The following is a 19,664-nucleotide window of genomic DNA, read 5'->3' on the forward strand; positions in this document are numbered from 1 at the left end:
TAAAATGGCAAAACCGATTATGGCCAAGGCCACCGCCGTATGGCTGGTGGACAATACGACGATCAGCTTCAAGCAGATCGCCGATTTCGTCGGCCTGCATGAACTGGAAGTCCAGGGCATCGCGGACGGTGACGTGGCGCAGGGCGTCAAGGGGTTCGACCCGATTGCGAACAACCAGCTGACCCAGGAAGAGATCGACGCGGCGCAGGACAATCCGATGCACAAGATCCAGCTCAAGTTCAACGCCGCCGCCCAGGGCGAGGAAAAGCGTCGCGGCCCGCGTTACACCCCGCTCAGCAAACGTCAGGACCGTCCCGCCTCCATCCTGTGGCTGGTGAAATTCCACCCCGAGCTCAGCGATGGCCAGATCAGCAAGCTGGTGGGCACGACCAAACCCACGATCCAGGCGATCCGCGAGCGGACCCATTGGAACATCTCCAATATCCAGCCGATCGACCCGGTGGCACTGGGCCTTTGCAAACAATCCGAACTGGACATGGCGGTTCAGAAGGCCGCTGCCAAGAAGGCCGCAGCCGGCGAAGTGATGAGCGATGACGAGCGTCGCAAGCTGGTCAGCACCGAGCAGAGCCTCGGGATGGAAGCGGAGCCGAAGATCCCGACAGCGATCGAAGGGCTGGAAACCTTCACGCTGGGCGGTGACGACGACGATGAGGACGAAGCGGACAGCAAGAGCGATTATTCCGACGCCGACAGCTTCTTCTCCCTGCCCGAAAGCGACGACGAGGACGAGGACGACACCTCGCGGTCCTGAACCTTCGCGCGGCGGCGGAACCCCGCAGGGGTTTTCCGAGTTGATCACACTCGGGGGTCGTCCCCGCGATTGACCGGGGGCGTTGATGGGCTGGGTGAATATTGCGATTGATGGCGTGATCTGGGTCACTGCCGCCCTGCTGTTGATCGCAACCCTGCTGCCGCTCAGCAAACTGCCACATGGCATTGTGCGGGGGGGCGAGTTTCCCCGCGAACAGATTTTCGTTCTGGCGGTGGTCCTGGCCACCGTCATGGCCACGACTCAGAGATATCATCTGGGCAGCCTGGCAGCGGCCGTGCTGGTACTGATCGCGATTGTTCAGCTGGCCTTCATCCTGAAATTCACCCCGATCTGGCCGCGCCAGTCCGTAGCGGCGGACCAGGTGTTGCGGCAGGACACCGACTGCCAGATCAGCCTGCTGACCGCCAACGTCAAGAAGTCGAACCGCGATTACGGGCGGTTGATCGACATGACCCTGCAGCGTGCGCCAGACGTCATGATGGCAATCGAGGTCGACGCCGATTGGGTCGCCGCGCTCAGACAGGGGCTGGGCGCGCAATATCCCCATTGGATCGAAGCCCCCCGCGACAACGGCTATGGCATGTGCCTGATGTCGAAACTGAAGCTGAGCCGTTCTGAAGTGCGCGATCTGATCGTCGATGAGGTGCCGTCGATCCGCACCATCGTCACCCTGCGCAACGGCATGTGCTGCCGGGTCTATGTCGTGCATCCCGAACCGCCGGTCATCGACCATGACACCAAGGGGCGCGACAGCGAAATCGCGCTGGTCGGGCTGGAGGCGGAGCAGGACGAACTGCCCGCGATTGTCACCGGCGATCTGAACGATGTGGCCTGGTCCACCACCACCCGGCGGTTTCAGCGGCTCTCGGGCCTGCTGGACCCGCGGGTCGGGCGCGGCTTTTACAACACCTTCAGCGCGACCATGCCCTGGATGCGCTGGCCGCTGGATCACCTGTTTCACGACCCCCAGTTCCGGCTGGTCGACATGGCGCGCCTGGGCAAGATCGGCTCGGACCATTTTCCCATGTGGTTTGTCCTGGCCCTGACAGGGCAGGACGCCTGCGACAGCGATCCGGGCGATTGCGAAGAGGATGAGGTCGAAGAGACCGAGGACATGATCGAGGCAGAGAAGCGGCGCGACCGCGAAGCGATCGGCAGCGATTGGGAGGACGAATAGAGCCCGGCCAGACCCCCCGAAAGCCCCCCTGAAAGTGATGCGGTTTGGTGACAGGAAGCCGCGCGGGGGCAGCTTTTTCAAAACGACTGATTTTTCACTTGTACGAATCTGAAAAGGGCCTAAATGGCGGAATACAGACGCCAACGCACGCGCCTCTGGCCGGTCAGATCAAAACTGACTGACCCGCGTTTATGTAGCGACGGTAACGTCTCTTGAAACGACTTCTGGGGGAATGTCCCCCATCTGCTCTTTGGAGATGACCATGAACGCTACAGTACCCGGCGCCCTGCGCGCCGCAACCTCCGTATATGCCGATCCCGCTGCGGCCTACATTGCCGCAAACGATTTTGACCGCCCCACGCTGGTGATCAGCCGCGACCGTGTTGCGGCGCAATACGATGCGTTGCGCGCGGGTCTGGGTCATGCGCATATCCACTACGCGGTCAAGGCGAACCCGGCAGCGCAGATCATCCGCCTGCTGGTCAAGAAAGGCGCGGGCTTTGACGCCGCCTCCCGTCAGGAAATCGAACTCTGCCTGGCCCAGGGTGCGAAGCCGCAGAACATCTCTTTCGGCAATACCATCAAACGCGCCTCCGACATCGCATTTGCCCATTCCGCCGGTGTGACCCTCTTCGCAGCCGATTCCGACGCGGAGCTGGAAAAGATCGCGGCCCATGCGCCGGGCGCAAGGGTCTATATCCGCCTGATCGTGGAAAACTCCATGGCCGACTGGCCGCTGAGCCGCAAGTTCGGCTGTGCGCCCGCCTCCCTGCCGGGCCTGCTGGATTACGCCAAGTCCCTGGGGCTGATCCCCTATGGCCTGTCCTTCCACGTCGGCTCGCAGACCCGCAAGGCGGAATACTGGAACCCGGTCCTGGACCAGGTTTCGGCACTGTGGCACGCGGCGCAGGCCGATGGCCACGATCTGCAATTGCTCAACCTCGGCGGCGGCTTTCCGGCCTTTTACGGCGAAAGCATCGAAGCGCCGCGTGCCTATGCCGCTGCGGTGATGCGCGCGGTCGAGGCACGTTTCGGCGCGGTGCCGCAGGTGATGGCAGAGCCGGGCCGCGGCCTGGTGGCCGAAGCCGGACATATCGCGGCGGAAGTCATGCTGGTGTCGCGCAAGTCCGCCGATGACCTGCACCGCTGGGTCTATCTGGATATCGGCCGGTTCTCCGGCCTGGCGGAAACCGAGGGTGAGGCGATCCGCTATCAGATTGCGACACCGCATGACGGTGGCGAAACCGGCCCCTGTGTGCTGGCTGGACCTTCCTGCGATTCTGCGGATATCCTGTACGAGAAACGCCCGATTCACTTGCCAATTGCCCTTAAATCAGGCGATAAGGTGATGATCCGATGCTGTGGGGCCTATACCAGCTCTTACAGTTCTGTCGGGTTCAACGGGTTTCCGCCGCTTGATGTGGTCGTTCTCTGAGAGGACGTGAGATCGCGACGGACGGGCCGTCTGCTTTGGGAGGAGCAGGCGGCCTGCGTTGTTTATCGGCAGGGCCGTCCGGGGCGGAGTTTTCAAAAACTCCGGTCCGTTTTCTTCAAAGAAAACGATTTGGGATCGGCAGGTTTTGTTGATGTGCAACCGGAGTTTTCAAAAACTCCGACCCGTTTTCTTCAAAGAAAACGGCTAAAGCGTCTTGCGCGCCCGCATCGCCGCCGTGATCGTTCCGTCATCGAGATAATCCAGCTCGCCGCCAATCGGCACACCCTGCGCCAGCGATGTCAGGCGCACCTGGCCCTCCAGCCGGTCGGCGATGTAATGGGCCGTGGTCTGTCCGTCGATGGTGGCATTCAGCGCCAGAATCACCTCTGAAATCCCCTCGCTGGTGACCCTGTCGATCAGCCGGGGGATGCGCAATTCCTGCGGGCCGATGGCATCCAGCGCCGAAAGCGTGCCGCCCAGCACATGATAGCGCCCCTTGAAGACGCCCGAGCGTTCCATCGCCCAGAGGTCCGCCACGTCTTCGACCACGCAGATCTCGCCATTGGCGCGTTTTTCCGATGTGCAGATATCGCAGACATCGGCCGTGCCCACATTGCCGCAGTTCAGGCATTCACGCGCCGTCGCGGCAACGGTCTGCATCAGGTCGGCCAGCGGGGTCAGCTGCAGCGCGCGCTTGCGGATCAGATGCAGCACCGCGCGCCGGGCCGACCGGGGGCCAAGCCCGGGCAGTTTCGCCATCATCTCGATCAGGGCGTCAATGTCGCGGGTTGAACTCACACACGGGCTCCCGGCGGCGGCTGTTGCTTTGCGGTATTCAGCGCATAACGAAGGGGCTGGGCTCAGAACGGCAGTTTCATGCCCGCAGGCAGGCCCAGCCCTTCGGTCAGCTTGGACATTTCCTCCTGCGCGCGTTCGCTGGCCTTGGCCTGTGCGTCCTTGATCGCGGCAAGGATCAGGTCCTCGACCACTTCCTTGTCGTCGCCGTTGAAGATCGAGGGGTCGATGTCCAGCGTCTTCAGCTCACCCTTGGCGGTGCAGCTTGCCTTGACCAGCCCCGCGCCGCTTTCGCCGGTGACCATGATATTGTGCATCTCGTCCTGAAGCTGGGCCATCTTGCCCTGCATTTCCTGGGCTTTCTTCATCATCCCGGCCATATCGCCAAGCCCGCCTAATCCTTTGAACATCTGTTCTCTCCTGTATCTGGTTGTCTGCTATATGAGCGCCACAGCGGTCGGGATCAACTGTCCTCGAAGGGGTCCCATTCGTCCTCGACCTCCGGCAACGCTTCGGTTTCGGCCAGGGCCGCGACCTGTTCGGGGGTGCGGATCGCGGTGATCCGGGCCTTGGGAAAGGTTGCCAGGACCGCCTGCATCAGCGGATGCGCCTGGGCATCGGCCCGCAGGGCGTTCTCCTTGGCGTCGCGCAGCTCCGCAATGGTTTTTGCCTCGGCCCCGTTCACCACGCTGACCGCCCAGCGGTTGCCGGTCCACAGCTGCAACCTGGCCCCGATGCGCTGGGCAAGGTCGCGCGGCGCGCTGTCGGTCGGGGTGAATTCGATGCGGCCCGGCTGGTAGGCCGCAAGGCGCAGGCTGGTTTCCACCTCCACCAGCAATTTGACATCACGGTTCGCGCGGATCAGCTCGACCACATGTTCAAAGCTGGGAAAGCGCGCCAGCGCCGCATCCGCCTGCGGGGCCAGCGCCGTCGCCGCGCCAGAGGATTGGGCCGTGGGCGCCACGCGCGCCTGCCGGGCCGGTCCGCCGGATGCGCCGCCACCCTGGGGCATGTTGCCCCCGCCGGGCGCCGGGGGCGGCGTGGCGTTCTGCAGCCTGCGCACCAGTTCCTCGGGGCTGGGCAGGTCGGCCACATGGGTCAGCCGGATGATCGCCATCTCGGCGGCCATCATCGCATTGGGCGCGCTTGCCACCTCGTCCAGCGCCTTGAGCAGCATCTGCCAAAGGCGCGTCAACACCCGCATCGGCAGGGTTTCCGCCATCTGCGTGCCGCGGCTGCGTTCTTCCGGTGACACCGTGGGGTCTTCGGCCGCTTCCGGCGTGATCTTGACCACCGAGACCCAATGGGTGATCTCCGCCAGGTCGCGCAGCACCGCCATCGGGTCGGCCCCATCGGCATATTGGCCGGAAAGCTCGGTCAGCGCGCCTGCCGCATCGCCGCGCAGGATCATGTCGAAGAGGTCCAGCACCCGGCCCCGGTCCGCGAGCCCCAGCATCGCACGCACCTGCACCGCGGTCGTCTCGCCCGCGCCGTGGCTGATCGCCTGATCCAGCAGCGAGGTCGCATCGCGCGCAGATCCTTCCGCCGCGCGGGTGATCAGCGCCAGCGCATCCTCCGCAATCTCTGCCCCTTCGGCCGCTGCGATCTTGCGCAGCAGGGCGATCATCACCTCCGGCTCAATCCGGCGCAGATCAAACCGCTGGCAGCGCGACAGCACCGTCACCGGCACCTTGCGGATCTCGGTGGTGGCAAAGATGAACTTCACATGCTCGGGCGGCTCTTCCAGCGTCTTCAGCAGCGCGTTGAACGCGCCGGTCGACAGCATGTGCACCTCGTCGATGATATAGACCTTGTAGCGCGCCGATGCCGCCCGGTAATGCACCGAGTCGATGATCTCGCGGATGTTCGCCACCCCGGTGTTGGAGGCCGCGTCCATCTCCATCACATCCACATGACGGCCTTCCATGATCGCCACGCAATGTTCGCAGACCCCGCAGGGTTCCGTCGTCGGCCCGCCCGTGCCGTCCGGCCCGATGCAGTTCATCCCCTTGGCGATGATCCGCGCAGTGGTGGTTTTCCCGGTCCCCCGGATGCCGGTCATGACAAAGGCTTGCGCGATGCGGTCGGCCTCGAAGGCGTTTTTCAACGTCCGGACCATCGCGTCCTGGCCAACCAGATCGGCAAAGGTCTCGGGGCGGTACTTGCGCGCAAGAACGCGGTAGGCGGTGCTGTCGGTCATGGGCGTCCTTCGGATTCGGTCCAGGGGCCAAGTTAGGCCGTCGGGCAGGGCGCGTCCACCACCGTCACAGCGCCCAAAGTACCCCGCCCACAGCCAGTGATGCAACGCTCAGCAGGATCGCCAGGGTCCGCATCCGGCTGTTCGGCTGCGCTTCAGCATGGTGGTCGGTCAGCCGTTTGAGGGTCTTGGTGGCCTGATCATGTGCGGCCCAGAAAATATAGATCGCGGCGATGATAAATACCGTCGCCACGGCCTTGGCCGCCCAGGTTGGCTCGAAATCCCCGAATACGGCACGCAGGCCGATCGCCACGGCAAGTGACGCCATGCCGGTGCGCATCCACCCCGCAAAGGTGCGTTCGTTGGCCAGAATTGTGCGATCTTCGGCCCAGTCCGTGCGATCTTCGGCCAGTTCATTGTCGGTACTCATTGAACCATTGTGCGGCGGCGGCGTTTGACTGACAATATCCGGTGACACAGCAAGGAAAACAATCATGCGGCTACGTGGCATCCGACGCAGCAGGAATGTCGAGGTCCGGCGCGGTGGCGGCGGTGCAAGGGCAGGCGGACTTGGCCTCGTCGGGGTCCTGTTTGTCCTGGGCATCGGTTATTTCACCGGCATTGACGTGACCCCGCTGCTGACCGGCAGTGGCGGCAGCGCCCCCAGCCAGCAAACGACGCCGGTCTCGGCAGAGGATGACGCCGCCACGCAATTCACCGCACAGGTGCTGGCCACAACCGAAGACGTCTGGAGCAAGGTGTTTCAGGAACAACTGGGCCGCACCTACGAACCGCCGCGTCTCGTGGTCTTTTCCGGCGTGACCCAAAGCCCCTGCGGCGGGGCTTCCGGCGCGACCGGGCCGTTCTACTGCCCGGTGGATGAAAAGGCCTATCTCGACACCGGTTTCTTTACCATGCTCAGCCAGCGCATGGGCGCCGGGGGCGATTTTGCCGCCGCCTATGTGATTGCCCATGAGGTTGCGCATCATGTGCAGAACCAGCTTGGCATCCTGCCCAAGGTCAACGCCGCCCGCCAGCAAGCCTCTCAGGTCGAGGCCAATGCGCTCACCGTGCGGCTGGAACTGATGGCCGATTGCCTGTCAGGTGTCTGGGCAATGAACGTGCGGGGGCTGATGGAACGGGGCGATCTGGACGAGGCGCTGAACGCCGCCCGCAAGATCGGCGATGATTACCTGCAAAAGCAGGCGGGCCGGGTCCCGCAGCCGCATACCTTCACCCATGGCACCTCCGAACAACGCGCGCGATGGTTCGACCGGGGTTATGACAGCGGGCAGGTGGGGGATTGCGATACCTTCGCAGCGGCGCAGCTGTGACGCGTTAATCAATTATTTCCATTAACTAACGGGTGGTTAATATCCCCGCGGAGGGCCCAAGGATGCGTCCGGGGCGCAAGGCCCGGACAAGGCACTTTGGGTTGTCAGGCAGACACGCTTTTGCGTAGAAAAAGTTGGGGAAGACAGGTTTCTGTTCAATGTTGGAGGCTTGCCCTCTCGGGAGCATCTTTCAGATGCCCCTGCCGGGCGACGCGCTTTTGCTTTGCAAAAGCGCTTGGTGAGAGATTGATAACGACCCAAGCGGGACTCGTTACGGCTGCTTCCTTCCGGATCTGACCGGGTTGGCGAGGCGCCTGCCCGCACCAACCTCTCATTTCCGGATATAATGGCGCGGTTTTCGGAACGCAAGGGGCGCGGCGGCGGGCCCGGCGGCGGATGCCATTGCCCTCCCCCCTGCCATGGTGCAAACCCCTGATGCGGGCCGCAAAGGGGCCGGCAGGGATAAGGACGGCAAGATGCGACATGCGGAAACGGTGACTTTCGGGGGATCGGCGCTGGACCGGGCCGGGGAAATACGCAGCAACCCCGAGGCCATCGGCGCGGCGCTCAAGGACCCCGATGCGCGGGCGATCCTGTTCTGGCGCGGCAAGCCGCTGATCGCCACGGCCCGTCCCGCCCATCTTGCCCGCCTGCCGCTGGACCATCCCGTGCTCGCCGACGCGGGCGACGACATCATCCTGCTGGGGCGCGAGGACGGGGCAGCGCGTTTTGCCTATGACCTCTCCTCCTGGCAGCCCGAGGATCTGGACGAGGCGGCGCTGGGCGGTTTCCTGGATCCCAGCGAACAACGCCACCCGGCCCTGGGCGAAGAGATGGCCTTTGCCGAGCTGCGCCGGGTGATGACCTGGCTCAGCCCGCGCGACGCGGAACTTGCGGCAACCGGGCGGGCGATGTTCAGCTGGCACCGCAGCCATGGTTTCTGCGCGGCCTGCGGCCACAGGTCCGACATGGCACAGGCGGGCTGGCAGAGGGTCTGCCCGGCCTGCAAGGCCGCGCATTTTCCGCGCACCGACCCGGTTGTGATCATGCTGATCACGCAGGGCAATTCAGTGCTGATGGGTCGGTCCCCGGGCTGGCCTGCGGGCATGTATTCGCTGCTGGCCGGCTTTGTCGAACCGGGCGAGACCCTGGAGGCCGCGGTGCGCCGCGAAGTCTTTGAGGAGGCGGGTGTCAGGGTCGGGCAGGTGTCCTACCTGTCGAGCCAGCCCTGGCCCTTTCCGGCCTCCCTCATGTTCGGCTGCGCGGGCGAGGCGCTGAGCCGTGACATCAGCATCGACCCGGTCGAGATCGAGGATGCGCTCTGGGTGTCGCGGGAAGATATGATGGAGATTTTCGCAGGCAACCATGCTAGCATATTGCCAGCCCGCAAGGGGGCCATCGCACATTTCCTGCTTGAGAACTGGCTTGCGGACAGGCTCGATTGAGGCAAAAGTGAAGAACAAGAAGAATAAAGGTCGGCAGGACAATGCTGACCGTGGTATTTGAGGCAGTGGAGTTCGGGGCGGATTTATGAAGTTTTCGACCAAGGAAGATGTTGAAGCGCCGATCGACGCCGTTTTCACGATGCTCTGCGATTTCGAGAGTTTTGAACGCTCGGCAATGCGGCGCGGTGCCGAGGTCCAGCGGGTGGATCAGATGAATGTGCCCGGCCCGGGCATGACCTGGCGCGTGGCCTTCGATCTGCGCGGCAAGCGGCGCGAGCTGGAGCTGGAGATGGTGACCTTTGACAAACCCAACGAGATGGTGCTGGAAAGCACCTCGCCGGGGTTGCTGGGGCAGATGCGTTTCGAGCTGTTGCCCCTGTCGCGCAGCCGCACGCGGATTCTGGTGGAGCTTGAAATCAAGCCGCTGAACCTGAGCGCACGTCTGCTGGTGCAGTCGCTCAAGTTGGCCAAGAACACGCTCACCCGCAAATACAAACTGCGGGTGGCCGAACAGGCCAAGGCGATGGAAGAACGCTATTCCCGGTCGGCCTGAACGGGCCGGGGGTGGTCTGGATTGCTAAAGTAACGCCAGGCCGCGCATCGCGGGGCCTGGGGACGGCCCGTTACGTCGCATACATGCGTCTGGCATGATGCGCGGCGGCCTGCAGCCTTGATTCCGCGTGAGAGGAACGTGGAGAGGGCTCTTTCCGGACATTCGCCGCAAGGCCTGCGAAAATCTGGTCACCGGGCAGAGCTGTCGTCAATCAATGCCACCAAGACCCGGAACAAGCCGAAGGTGCCGGGACATCGCCTGTCCGCCGCTCGCACCGAAGGTGCGCCTTTGAACGTCGGCATGCCTTTGGCATGACGGTAGGCGATATGGTTAGGCTGGGTAGTTCCCATGATAGGGCTCATCAAAGCTGAGAAATAAAGTGGCATGAGCCAAGGTCAGTATCGCCCACCCCGGGCAGGCGATGGCCCGGCTAGCGCTTCGCGTCTGAGGTTCAAGAGGATCGTCGCGCGAAGGGAAAGCGGGAAGGGTTCGCATCTTCCGTTCTGTGGTTGCGGTGCCGCCCCGCCCGGCCTGCGCCCCAAGTCACGCCGGGGTCTCTCCTGCCGTTGCTGTGGCAGCACCAGTGGCGATTGCATCCCTGCTAATCCGCTTCGAAAGTGGCCAGGTAAGTCCGGAGCAGCGCGTTCAGATTGCCGCGTTCCTCCCCGGACAGGCCCGCAACAAGTTTCTTCTGCGTTTCGACGTGATCCGTCACCGCCGCATCAATGATCTTTTGCCCCTTGCCGGTCAGCTGGACCAAAACGCTGCGCTTGTCGTCGGGGTTCCTCACCCGGGTGACCAGATCATCCTTTTCCAACTGGTCAATGCGGTTGGTCATGGTCCCTGAGGTGACCATCATGGTCTCAAGCAACTGGTTGGGAGACAGCGCATGCGGCGGACCGGACCGCAGCAGCGTGGCAAGCATGTCAAAGCTCGGGCCGTTCAACCCGTGACGGGCAAAGGTCTTGCCCATTTCTTCGGACAGATGGGCAGAAAGCCGCGTTATCCGTCCGATGAGGGCCATCGGCTCCGTGTCGAGGTCGGGCCGCTGTCTGGCCCATTGCGCCTTGATCTTGTCGATATCGTACATGAAGGAACCACAGCGCACATTTATCTTGACGTCAAGTTATTCGTGAGTATCTTGAAGTCAAGATAAAAAGGATTCCATCATGTCACGCAGCTTCGACATTGCATTGACGGCGGTTGCTCCGGTGATCTGGGGCAGCAGCTATATCGTTACGACGCAATTCCTCCCGAACCTTGACCCGCTGACGATCTCGCTGCTGCGGGCCCTGCCTGCCGGGCTGCTCCTGCTGTGTCTGGTCCGGCAATTGCCCAGCGGGGGCTGGATCCCCCGGATGTTTGTCCTGGGCGCGCTGAACTTCTCGATCTTCTGGTCGCTTCTGTTTTTTGCGGCCTACCGGTTGCCCGGCGGAGTGGCGGCGGTCATGGGGGCGCTGCAGCCCCTGGTGGTCATTTTCGCTGCCCGCGCCTTGCTGGGTTCGCCGATCCGAAAGCTGTCGCTGGTGGCCATCGCGGCGGGGGGTGTCGGGGTTGCGCTGCTGGTCCTGACACCGGCAGCGGGGCTGGATGCGCTGGGTGTCATCGCCGGGATCGCCGGCTCTGCCAGCATGGCGCTGGGCACGGTGCTGAGCCGGAAATGGCAACCGCCGGTCTCTGCCCTGACCTTCACGGCATGGCAGTTGACGGCGGGCGGCATGTTGCTCTTGCCATCTGCGCTTGTGGCGCCGACGCAATGGGCGACGATCTCCGGGACCAATATCCTGGGCCTGATGTATCTGGGGCTGATCGGCGCGGGTCTGACCTATGTCATCTGGCTGCGCGGGATCAAGCTGCTGCAACCCTCCGCGGTTTCCGTCCTTGGCTTCCTCAGCCCGATGAGTGCGGCCCTTCTGGGCTGGCTGGTCCTGAACGAAACCCTGACCGCGCCACAGGCATTTGGCATGGCGCTGGTGCTGGGCAGCGTGTTCCTGGGTCAATATGCGCTGAGACCGGGACGGGCCCGGACGGCGGCGTGACAGGCCGCCGCGCCAGGGCTCTCAGCCCCGGTCGGGATGGGCGGGGTAGACCCCCAGAACATTCAGCATATTGGTGAAATAGGCCAGCTCATCCAGCGCCCGTTTGACCGCCGGATCCTCCGGGTGCCCTTCGATATCCGCATAGAACTGCGTCGCGGTGAAGGAACCGCCAACCATGTAGCTTTCCAGCTTGGTCATGTTGACGCCATTGGTCGCAAAACCGCCCATGGCCTTGTAAAGCGCGGCGGGGATGTTGCGGACTTCGAAGACAAAGGTGGTGAGCATCTTGTCGCCGCGCCGGGAGGTGTCGATCTGCGGCGACATCAGCAGGAAGCGGGTTGTGTTGTGGTCCATGTCCTCGATGTCGCGGGCCAGCACCTCCAGCCCGTGAATGTCGGCGGCGACCTCGCTGGCCAGCACGCCGTCGCGGCTGCCTGCGGTCTCGGCCAGATCGGCGGCGGCACCGGCACTGTCGGCGGCGGCCTCGGAGGTGATGCCACGCGCCTCAAGAAAGCTGCGGGCCTGCGGCAAAAGCACCATATGGGCGCGCACATGTTTCACCTCGTCCAGCGTCACGCCGGGACGGGCCATCAGCGCGATGCGCACCCGCACAAATGCCTCGGCCACGATCTTGAGCCCGCTTTCCGGCAGGAGGCGGTGAATATCCGCGACCCGGCCATAGGTGGTATTCTCGACCGGCAGCATCGCCAGATCCGCGCGTCCCTCGCGGACAGCGCGGATGACCCCTTCGAAGGTGGTGCAGGGCACGGGAATCATGCCCGGGACAGCCTGGAGACAGGCCTCGTGGGAATAGGCACCCAAAGCGCCCTGAAAGGCGATGCGCGGCGGCGTTTCTGCCATCTTTCTGAACATCCTTCGACAAATTGCGCCAGCAGGGGCGTTTGGTCGCGGTAACTACACCTTGCCCCGCGAGAGGGAAAGCAATAGATACCCGCCCAAGATAGCCACAGAAGTAATGGACCATGCCCATGTTCGATACGATGACAATCACAAAAATTGCCGGCGGCCTGTTTGGTGCATGGCTGATCCTGCTGCTGGGCAAATGGGCCGGCGAAGAGATCTATCACGCCGAGGCGCATGGCGATCAATCCTATGTCATCGAAGTTGCGAGCGCCGATTCCGGTGAACCCGCCGAAGAAATCGATATGGCGGCCCTGATGGAAGCGGCTGATGCCGGCAAGGGCGAGGGGATTTTCCGCAAGTGTTCGGCCTGTCACAAAGTCGATGGCACCGATGCGGTTGGCCCGCACCTGAACGGTGTGGTCGGGCGTGACATCGCTTCGGTTGGCGGTTTCAGCTATTCCGGTGGCCTGTCCGGCAAGGAAGGCGCCTGGGATCCCGAGAAGCTGAGCGCGTTCCTGACCAGCCCCAAAGGCTGGGCGCCGGGCACCACAATGGGCTTTGCAGGGCTGAAAAAGCCCGAAGATCGCGCCAATGTGATCGCCTATCTGCAGAGCCTGGGTGGCTGAAAAACAACGCGATTGATGCAAGGGCCGTCCGATTTGGGCGGCCTTTTGCATGTCTGCGCAGGCGCGGCCCCAAGATTACATATTCGCAACTTGTATCTTGGCGGCGTTGGCCTTTAGCTTACATCTGGTTTGAACAGACGATTTGAGACCCTCAAAGGAGAGCCTGATGATCCGATCCCAGTCCCGCGCCGCCGAACTGCCCCCTGCAAACCGGCTTTGGACAGCCTGGAACGCGCTGTTGGTGATCGGTCTGGCACTTGGGCTTGCCACTGCCGCAGCCGCCCAGGACGAAAAGATCATCAAGAGCCACGGATATTCCTTTTACGGCGATCTGAAATATCCTGCGGATTACACCCACTTCGACTATGTGAACCCCGATGCGCCCAAGGGGGGCGAGATTTCCCTGGGCGTCGTCGGCACCTTCGATTCCATGAACCCCTATACCCGCAAGGGCCGTGGCGGGGCCTTGTCGACGGTGATGTATGAAAGCCTGCTGGGCGAGGGCGTGAATTCTGCCGCGCCTGCGGATGTCTATGGCGAGGCCTATTGCCTTGTCTGCGAGAGCCTGGAATATCCCGAAGACAAGGATTGGGTGATCTTCCACATGCGCCCCGAGGCCCGGTTTTCCGATGGCACGCCGCTGACGGCATATGATGTGGAGTTCAGCCAGAACCTGATCCTTGAGCAGGGTCTGAAGTCTTATGCCGATGCGGTGCGCAAGCTGATCCCCAAGATCGAGGTGATCGACGAACATACGATCAAGTATTACTTTGCCCCCGATGTGTCGCGCCGCAGCCTGATCGAGACGGTTGGCAACATGTCGATCTGGTCAAAGAAATGGTACGAGGAAAGCGGCGCGCGTCTGGATGAATCCCGGTTGGAAATATCCCCCGGTTCGGGCCCCTATATGGTCGACAGCATAGATGTGAACCGCCGCATCGTTTACAAGCGCAACCCCGACTACTGGGGCAAGGACCTGCCGTTCAACGTGGGCCGCAACAACTTCGACACCATAAGGATCGAGTATTTCGGCGACGATACCTCGGCTTTCGAGGCGTTCAAGGCCGGTGAATTCACCTTTGAAACCGAGGGTGATTCAAAGAAATGGGCGACAGGCTACGATTTTCCCAAGGTCAGGAACGGCGATATCATCCGCGAGGAACTGCCCGACGGTGCGCCGCCCGATGCGGCCGGGATCGTGTTCAACCTGGGTCGTGAAGTGTTGCAGGACAAGCGCGTGCGCGAAGCGGTGGCGCTGGCGTTCAACTTTGAATGGACCAACGAGTCGCTGCAATACGGGCTGTTCAAACAGCGGGTGTCCTATTCGCAGGACACCAAGCTGATGGCCACTGGCGTGCCCGAAGGCAAGGAACTGGAGCTGTTGAAATCCCTCGGCGATCTGGTGCCGCCTGAAATGCTGACCGAAGAGGTCCGCATGCCGCATACCTCTGATCCCTCCCGCCTGCTGGACCGGCGGAATCTGCGCCGTGCCATGGGGCTGCTGGACGAGGCCGGCTGGCCGGTGGGGTCGGACGGCAAGCGCCGCAATGCGGCGGGGGAGCCGCTCAAGCTGACTTTCCTGTTCAATGCGTCAAGCTCGGCCACCCTGCGGGCGGTGATGGAGAACTTCATCTCCAACGTGAATAACCTCGGCATTGATGCGGAGCTGCAGACCGTCGATCCGTCGCAATACACCCTGCGCGAGCGTGACCGCGATTATGATCTCGTCTATGACGCCTATTCATCCTATCTGAGCACCGGCGGCGGCCTGACCCAGCGTTTCGGGTCGGAAGATGCGGCATATTCGCTTTTCAACCCGGCCGGCCTCGCCAGCCCGCTGGTCGATGCGATCCTTGAAAAATCCCTGCGCGCCGAGACGCTGGAAGACACGGATGTCGCGCTGCGCGCGCTGGACCGGGCGCTGAGATATGAGTTCATCATGATCCCGACATGGTACAAGCCGACCTATTGGGTGGCCTATTACAACCAGTATGAACATCCCGAGGTCATACCGCCGTTCTCCCTGGGCAATCTTGATTTCTGGTGGTTCGATCAGGAGAAGGCGGACGCCCTCAAGGCTTCTGGCGCATTGAGGTAACGCGGCGTGGGTGCCTATATCCTTCGCAGATTGCTGCTGATCATCCCGACCTTGCTGGGGATCATGCTGATCAACTTTGCCCTGGTCCAGTTCGTGCCCGGTGGCCCGGTGGAGCAGGCCATCGCCCGGATTCAGGGCGGCGGCGATGTCTTTGCCGGATTTGCAGGGGCCAATGAGGATGCGGGGGCAGGTGGGCTGACCGCCAATGACAGCGCTTATGTGGGCGCGCGGGGGCTGCCGCCGGAGTTCATCAAAGAACTTGAAAAGGAGTTCGGCTTTGACAAACCCCCGGTCGAGCGGTTCTTCAACATGCTCTGGAATTATGCCCGGTTCGATTTCGGCGACAGCTATTTCCGGTCGATTTCGGTGATCGAGCTGATCAAGGAAAAGCTGCCGGTGTCGATCACCCTGGGGCTATGGTCGACGCTGATTGCCTATATCGTGTCGATCCCGCTGGGCATCCGCAAGGCGATCAAGGATGGCAGCCGCTTCGATACCTGGACATCGGGTGCGATCATCGCGGCCTATGCGATACCGGGGTTCCTGTTTGCGATCCTGCTGCTGGTGCTGTTTGCCGGCGGATCCTATTGGCAGATATTCCCGCTGCGGGGGCTGACCAGCGACAACTGGCACAGCCTGTCGCCGATGGGCAAGGTCGTGGATTACTTCTGGCATATCACGCTGCCTGTCCTGGCCTCGACCATCAGCGCCTTTGCCACGCTGACCCTGCTGACCAAGAACAGCTTTCTGGACGAGATCAAGAAACACTATGTCATGACCGCCCGGGCCAAGGGCCTGTCGGAGCGGCGCGTGCTGTACGGGCATGTCTTCCGCAACGCCATGCTGATCGTGATCGCGGGCTTTCCGGCGGTGTTCATTGGCGTCTTCTTTGGCGGCTCGCTGATCATCGAGACGATCTTTTCGCTGGACGGGCTTGGGCGGCTCGGCTTTGAGGCTGCGGTGGCGCGGGATTATCCCATCGTCTTCGGCACCCTGTTCATCTTTGGCCTGATCGGGCTTATTGTAGGCATCCTGTCGGACCTGATGTACGTGCTGGTGGATCCGCGCATTGATTTCGAGCGGCGGGAAGGCTGATGTCACAGGTTGATCTGATCCCCGAACGCGCCCCCGGTCAGGATGCGCCCCCGCCCGTGCCCCAGGCCCCGCGCGGCTGGCTGTCGCCGCTGAACAAGCGGCGCTGGCGCAATTTCAGCCGCAACCGCCGGGCCTTTTGGAGCCTGTGGATCTTTGCCATCCTGTTCGGCATCTCGCTGTTTGCCGAATTCGTCGCCAACGACAAGCCGATCCTCGTGAACTACCGCGGCGAATACTACATGCCGATCTTCAGCTTCTATCCCGAAACGGCCTTTGGCGGTGATTTCCAGACCGAGGCGGTCTATCGCGACCCGGAGGTGAAATGCCTGATCGCGACCGGCGGGCTGGAGCAGTGTTTCGACGACCCCGGGGCGCTGATTGCGGATGCGCGGGACGGCATGGTCGCAGGCGAGGCGATCGAGAAGGGCTGGAGCATCTGGCCGCCGATCCCCTATTCCTTCAACACCGCGGTGGACCGGCCCGGTGCCGCGCCGCTGCCGCCCAATGGCCAGAACCTGCTGGGCACCGATGGCACCAAGCGCGACGTGTTGGCGCGGGTGATCTATGGCTTCCGCCTGTCGATCATCTTTACCCTGATCGTCACCGGGCTTGCCTCGCTCATCGGCATCTTTGCCGGGGCGGTACAGGGGTTCTTTGGCGGCTGGCTCGACCTGATCTTTCAGCGGATCATCGAAATATGGTCATCGACCCCGTCGCTCTATGTCATCATCATCATGTTCGCGATCCTGGGGCGCAGTTTCTGGCTGCTGGTGATCCTGCTGACGCTGTTTTCCTGGACCGCGCTGGTGGGTGTCGTGCGCGCCGAATTCCTGCGCGCCCGGAACCTGGAATATGTCCGCGCCGCCCGCGCGCTGGGCGTGGGCAATGCCACCATCATGTTCCGCCATATGCTGCCCAATGCCATGGTGGCGACGCTGACCATGCTGCCCTTCATCATCACCGGCACGATCAGCACGCTGGCGATCCTCGATTTCCTGGGCTTTGGCCTGCCGTCCTCTGCCCCCTCGCTGGGAGAGCTGACGCTGCAGGCGAAGCAGAACCTGCAGGCCCCCTGGCTGACCTTCACTGCCTTCTTCACCTTTGCGATCATGCTGTCGCTTTTGGTGTTCATCTTTGAAGGTATCCGCGACGCCTTTGACCCAAGAAAGACCTTCACATGACGCAGGATCGGAATTTTCGAAAATTCCGGACCGATTTCTTCGAAGAAATCGGGCAGGGGGTGCGCGGATGAGCACAGCGCTTCTGGATGTCCGCAACCTGAACGTCTCGTTCCGGCAGGACGGGGCGCTGACCCATGCGGTGCGCGGCGTGTCCTTTTCCGTGGAACGGGGGGAGACTGTGGCATTGGTGGGCGAAAGCGGCTCGGGCAAATCCGTTTCCGCCCTGTCGACTGTGTCGCTTCTGGGTGACAGCGCCGAGGTGTCGGGCTCCGTCACCTATGACGGCCAGCAGATGATCGGTGCGGATGCGGCACTGCTGCGCAAGGTGCGCGGCAATGACATCAGCTTTATCTTCCAGGAGCCGATGACATCGCTGAACCCGCTGCACACCATCGAAAAGCAGCTGGGCGAAAGCATCGCGCTGCATCAGGGCCTGACCGGCGCGCAGGCGCGTGCGCGGATTCTCGAACTGCTGGAAAAGGTCGGGATCACCGATGCGCAAAGCCGCCTGGGGGCCTATCCGCACCAATTGTCGGGCGGGCAGCGCCAGCGGGTGATGATCGCCATGGCGCTGGCCAACAAGCCCGATGTGCTGATCGCGGATGAGCCGACCACGGCGCTGGACGTGACGATCCAGGCGCAGATCCTCGACCTGCTGAAGGACCTCAAGGACAGCGAGGGCATGGGGCTGCTGTTCATCACCCATGACCTCGGCATTGTCCGCCGCATCGCCGACCGCGTCTGCGTGATGCAGCATGGCGAGATCGTGGAACAGGGGCCGACACGGGAAATTTTCGACAATCCGCAGCACCCCTATACGCTGAAGCTGCTCAGCGCCGAACCCACGGGCAGCCCCGCGCCCGCCCCTGCGGAGGCGCCCGAGATCGTATCGACAGAGAACCTCAAGGTCTGGTTCCCGATCCAACGCGGCCTGCTGCGGCGCACCGTGGGCCATGTGAAGGCGGTCAACGACATGTCGCTGACGCTGCACGCGGGGGAAACCCTGGGCATCGTGGGGGAAAGCGGATCGGGCAAGACGACAATGGCGCTTGCCATCATGCGGCTGATCCAGTCGGACGGGCGGATCACCTTCATGGGGCAGGACGTGCGGCAATGGTCGACCCGGCAGTTGCGGCGGCTGCGGGCGGATATGCAGATCGTCTTCCAGGACCCGTTCGGCTCGCTCAGCCCGCGCATGACCTGTTTCCAGATCATCGCCGAGGGTCTTGGGATTCACGGGGTCGGCAAGGGCCAGGATCAGCGGATTCTGGTGCATGAGGTGATGATGGAAGTGGGGCTCGACCCGGCCACGATGGACCGCTATCCGCACGAGTTTTCCGGCGGTCAGCGACAGCGCATCGCGATTGCCCGCGCCATGGTGCTGCGCCCCCGTCTGCTGGTGCTGGACGAGCCGACATCGGCGCTGGACATGACAGTGCAGGTCCAGATCGTCGAACTGCTGCGCGACCTGCAAAGGAAATACGGGCTGGCCTATCTTTTCATCAGCCACGACCTGCGGGTGGTGCGTGCCATGTCGCACAAGGTCATGGTGATGAAACGGGGCGATGTGATCGAATACGGGCCGGTGGATGATCTGTATGACAATCCGCAGACCGACTATACCCGCACCCTGCTGCAGGCCACGACCTGAGCGGCGGGGGCGGAATTTTCGAAAATTCCGGGCCGTTTTATTCGAATAAAACGGCGCAGGCCGCCGGGGCCACGGCGGCCTGAATTGGCGCTTGCGCTGCCTGCGGTTGAAAGCGGCCGGGCCGGTGTCTGAGCGCGCCCGCGCCTGCTTTCCCCATGTTCAGACCGGTTACAGGCGGCTCAGGTCGATGCAGCTGGTCCTGGCGCGCTGCCACCAGCGCAGGCGCAATGACTTTGCGCCGGGCAGTATGCTGCGGACAGAGAGGCAGTCGGTCCGGGTCGCTGTTTGCATGGCGGATGCGTATATACTTAACATGTCGGGCTCTCCTTATGCTGCGTTTCACCCTTTCAATACTGGGCATTTCCCGGCAAAATGCGACTC

19 protein-coding genes and 1 other RNA gene are annotated in these 19,664 nt (G+C 62.6%); 12 read left to right on the forward strand and 8 right to left on the reverse strand.

Translation table 11 applies throughout. From position 1 onward, the window contains the following. Positions 1-4 precede the first annotated feature (4 nt). From O4H53_RS12500 to O4H53_RS12510, 3 genes are all read left to right on the forward strand, one after another. A complete protein-coding gene (locus O4H53_RS12500) occupies positions 5-772 on the forward strand; it encodes a DUF1013 domain-containing protein (RefSeq protein ID WP_269364113.1) in 768 nt (255 codons plus the stop codon). A gap of 85 nt (positions 773-857) precedes the next feature. Continuing rightward, positions 858-1,970: an endonuclease/exonuclease/phosphatase family protein gene (locus tag O4H53_RS12505; RefSeq protein ID WP_269364115.1), complete on the forward strand. Its 1,113-nt coding sequence runs from the start codon at positions 858-860 to the stop codon at positions 1,968-1,970. A gap of 256 nt (positions 1,971-2,226) precedes the next feature. Continuing rightward, complete coding sequence (locus O4H53_RS12510; protein WP_269364117.1) at positions 2,227-3,405, forward strand: type III PLP-dependent enzyme; 1,179 nt, start codon at positions 2,227-2,229, stop codon at positions 3,403-3,405. Between the two features lie 204 nt (positions 3,406-3,609). On the opposite strand, the gene recR is transcribed toward O4H53_RS12510, so the two are convergent. The 4 genes from recR to O4H53_RS12530 form a co-directional block, all read right to left on the reverse strand. After that, positions 3,610-4,203, reverse strand: coding sequence for a recombination mediator RecR (gene recR, locus O4H53_RS12515; protein WP_269364119.1), 594 nt, complete (start codon positions 4,201-4,203; stop codon positions 3,610-3,612). A gap of 62 nt (positions 4,204-4,265) precedes the next feature. Continuing rightward, positions 4,266-4,610, reverse strand: coding sequence for a YbaB/EbfC family nucleoid-associated protein (locus O4H53_RS12520; RefSeq protein ID WP_114277406.1), 345 nt, complete (start codon positions 4,608-4,610; stop codon positions 4,266-4,268). Between the two features lie 53 nt (positions 4,611-4,663). Beyond that, entirely contained in the window at positions 4,664-6,400 is a 1,737-nt protein-coding gene (locus O4H53_RS12525) for a DNA polymerase III subunit gamma/tau (protein ID WP_269364122.1), read from the reverse strand. 64 nt (positions 6,401-6,464) lie between these two features. Then, positions 6,465-6,827 (reverse strand): YidH family protein, encoded by a 363-nt coding sequence (locus O4H53_RS12530; protein WP_269364123.1) that lies wholly within the window; start codon positions 6,825-6,827, stop codon positions 6,465-6,467. Between the two features lie 64 nt (positions 6,828-6,891). On the opposite strand from O4H53_RS12530, the gene ypfJ reads away from it, so the two are divergent. Continuing rightward, positions 6,892-7,731, forward strand: coding sequence for a KPN_02809 family neutral zinc metallopeptidase (ypfJ, locus tag O4H53_RS12535; protein WP_269364124.1), 840 nt, complete (start codon positions 6,892-6,894; stop codon positions 7,729-7,731). A 236-nt stretch (positions 7,732-7,967) separates the two neighbouring features. Here the strand turns inward: ypfJ and ffs are convergent. Continuing rightward, positions 7,968-8,065: signal recognition particle sRNA small type (gene ffs / locus O4H53_RS12540), an RNA gene on the reverse strand. 142 nt (positions 8,066-8,207) lie between these two features. Between ffs and nudC the strand changes: the two genes are divergently transcribed. Both nudC and O4H53_RS12550 read left to right on the forward strand, forming a co-directional pair. Then, positions 8,208-9,176 (forward strand): NAD(+) diphosphatase, encoded by a 969-nt coding sequence (nudC, locus tag O4H53_RS12545; protein WP_269364126.1) that lies wholly within the window; start codon positions 8,208-8,210, stop codon positions 9,174-9,176. Positions 9,177-9,261: 85 nt separating this feature from the next. Continuing rightward, positions 9,262-9,729 (forward strand): SRPBCC family protein, encoded by a 468-nt coding sequence (locus O4H53_RS12550; protein ID WP_114277410.1) that lies wholly within the window; start codon positions 9,262-9,264, stop codon positions 9,727-9,729. A gap of 601 nt (positions 9,730-10,330) precedes the next feature. Here O4H53_RS12550 and O4H53_RS12555 read toward each other — a convergent pair. Continuing rightward, on the reverse strand, positions 10,331-10,819 hold the full coding sequence (locus O4H53_RS12555) for a MarR family winged helix-turn-helix transcriptional regulator (protein WP_269364128.1): 489 nt from the start codon (positions 10,817-10,819) through the stop codon (positions 10,331-10,333). A 79-nt stretch (positions 10,820-10,898) separates the two neighbouring features. On the opposite strand from O4H53_RS12555, the gene O4H53_RS12560 reads away from it, so the two are divergent. Further along, positions 10,899-11,768: an EamA family transporter gene (locus O4H53_RS12560; protein WP_443069602.1), complete on the forward strand. Its 870-nt coding sequence runs from the start codon at positions 10,899-10,901 to the stop codon at positions 11,766-11,768. 21 nt (positions 11,769-11,789) lie between these two features. Here the strand turns inward: O4H53_RS12560 and O4H53_RS12565 are convergent, their stop codons facing one another. Then, positions 11,790-12,629: a prephenate dehydratase gene (locus O4H53_RS12565; protein WP_269364130.1), complete on the reverse strand. Its 840-nt coding sequence runs from the start codon at positions 12,627-12,629 to the stop codon at positions 11,790-11,792. A gap of 128 nt (positions 12,630-12,757) precedes the next feature. Here O4H53_RS12565 and O4H53_RS12570 point away from each other — a divergent pair, with 128 nt between their 5' ends. From O4H53_RS12570 to O4H53_RS12590, 5 genes are all read left to right on the forward strand, one after another. Continuing rightward, positions 12,758-13,258 carry a c-type cytochrome gene (locus tag O4H53_RS12570; RefSeq protein ID WP_114277415.1) on the forward strand — a complete coding sequence of 167 codons (501 nt, stop codon included), beginning with the start codon at positions 12,758-12,760 and terminating at the stop codon, positions 13,256-13,258. A gap of 166 nt (positions 13,259-13,424) precedes the next feature. Next, positions 13,425-15,356 (forward strand): extracellular solute-binding protein, encoded by a 1,932-nt coding sequence (locus O4H53_RS12575; RefSeq protein WP_269364133.1) that lies wholly within the window; start codon positions 13,425-13,427, stop codon positions 15,354-15,356. A 6-nt stretch (positions 15,357-15,362) separates the two neighbouring features. Next, complete coding sequence (locus O4H53_RS12580; RefSeq protein ID WP_269364135.1) at positions 15,363-16,451, forward strand: microcin C ABC transporter permease YejB; 1,089 nt, start codon at positions 15,363-15,365, stop codon at positions 16,449-16,451. After that, positions 16,451-17,632 (forward strand): ABC transporter permease, encoded by a 1,182-nt coding sequence (locus tag O4H53_RS12585; protein ID WP_269364136.1) that lies wholly within the window; start codon positions 16,451-16,453, stop codon positions 17,630-17,632. Before O4H53_RS12580 ends, O4H53_RS12585 begins: the two co-directional genes overlap by 1 nt. Positions 17,633-17,699: 67 nt before the next feature. Further along, complete coding sequence (locus O4H53_RS12590) at positions 17,700-19,283, forward strand: ABC transporter ATP-binding protein (RefSeq protein ID WP_269364138.1); 1,584 nt, start codon at positions 17,700-17,702, stop codon at positions 19,281-19,283. A 168-nt stretch (positions 19,284-19,451) separates the two neighbouring features. On the opposite strand, the gene O4H53_RS12595 is transcribed toward O4H53_RS12590, so the two are convergent. Next, positions 19,452-19,598: a hypothetical protein gene (locus O4H53_RS12595; RefSeq protein ID WP_269364140.1), complete on the reverse strand. Its 147-nt coding sequence runs from the start codon at positions 19,596-19,598 to the stop codon at positions 19,452-19,454. Positions 19,599-19,664: the final 66 nt, after the last annotated feature.

It is taken from the genome of Sulfitobacter sp. G21635-S1, assembly GCF_027213915.1.
In the GTDB taxonomy this organism is placed as follows: Bacteria; Pseudomonadota; Alphaproteobacteria; order Rhodobacterales; family Rhodobacteraceae; genus Sulfitobacter.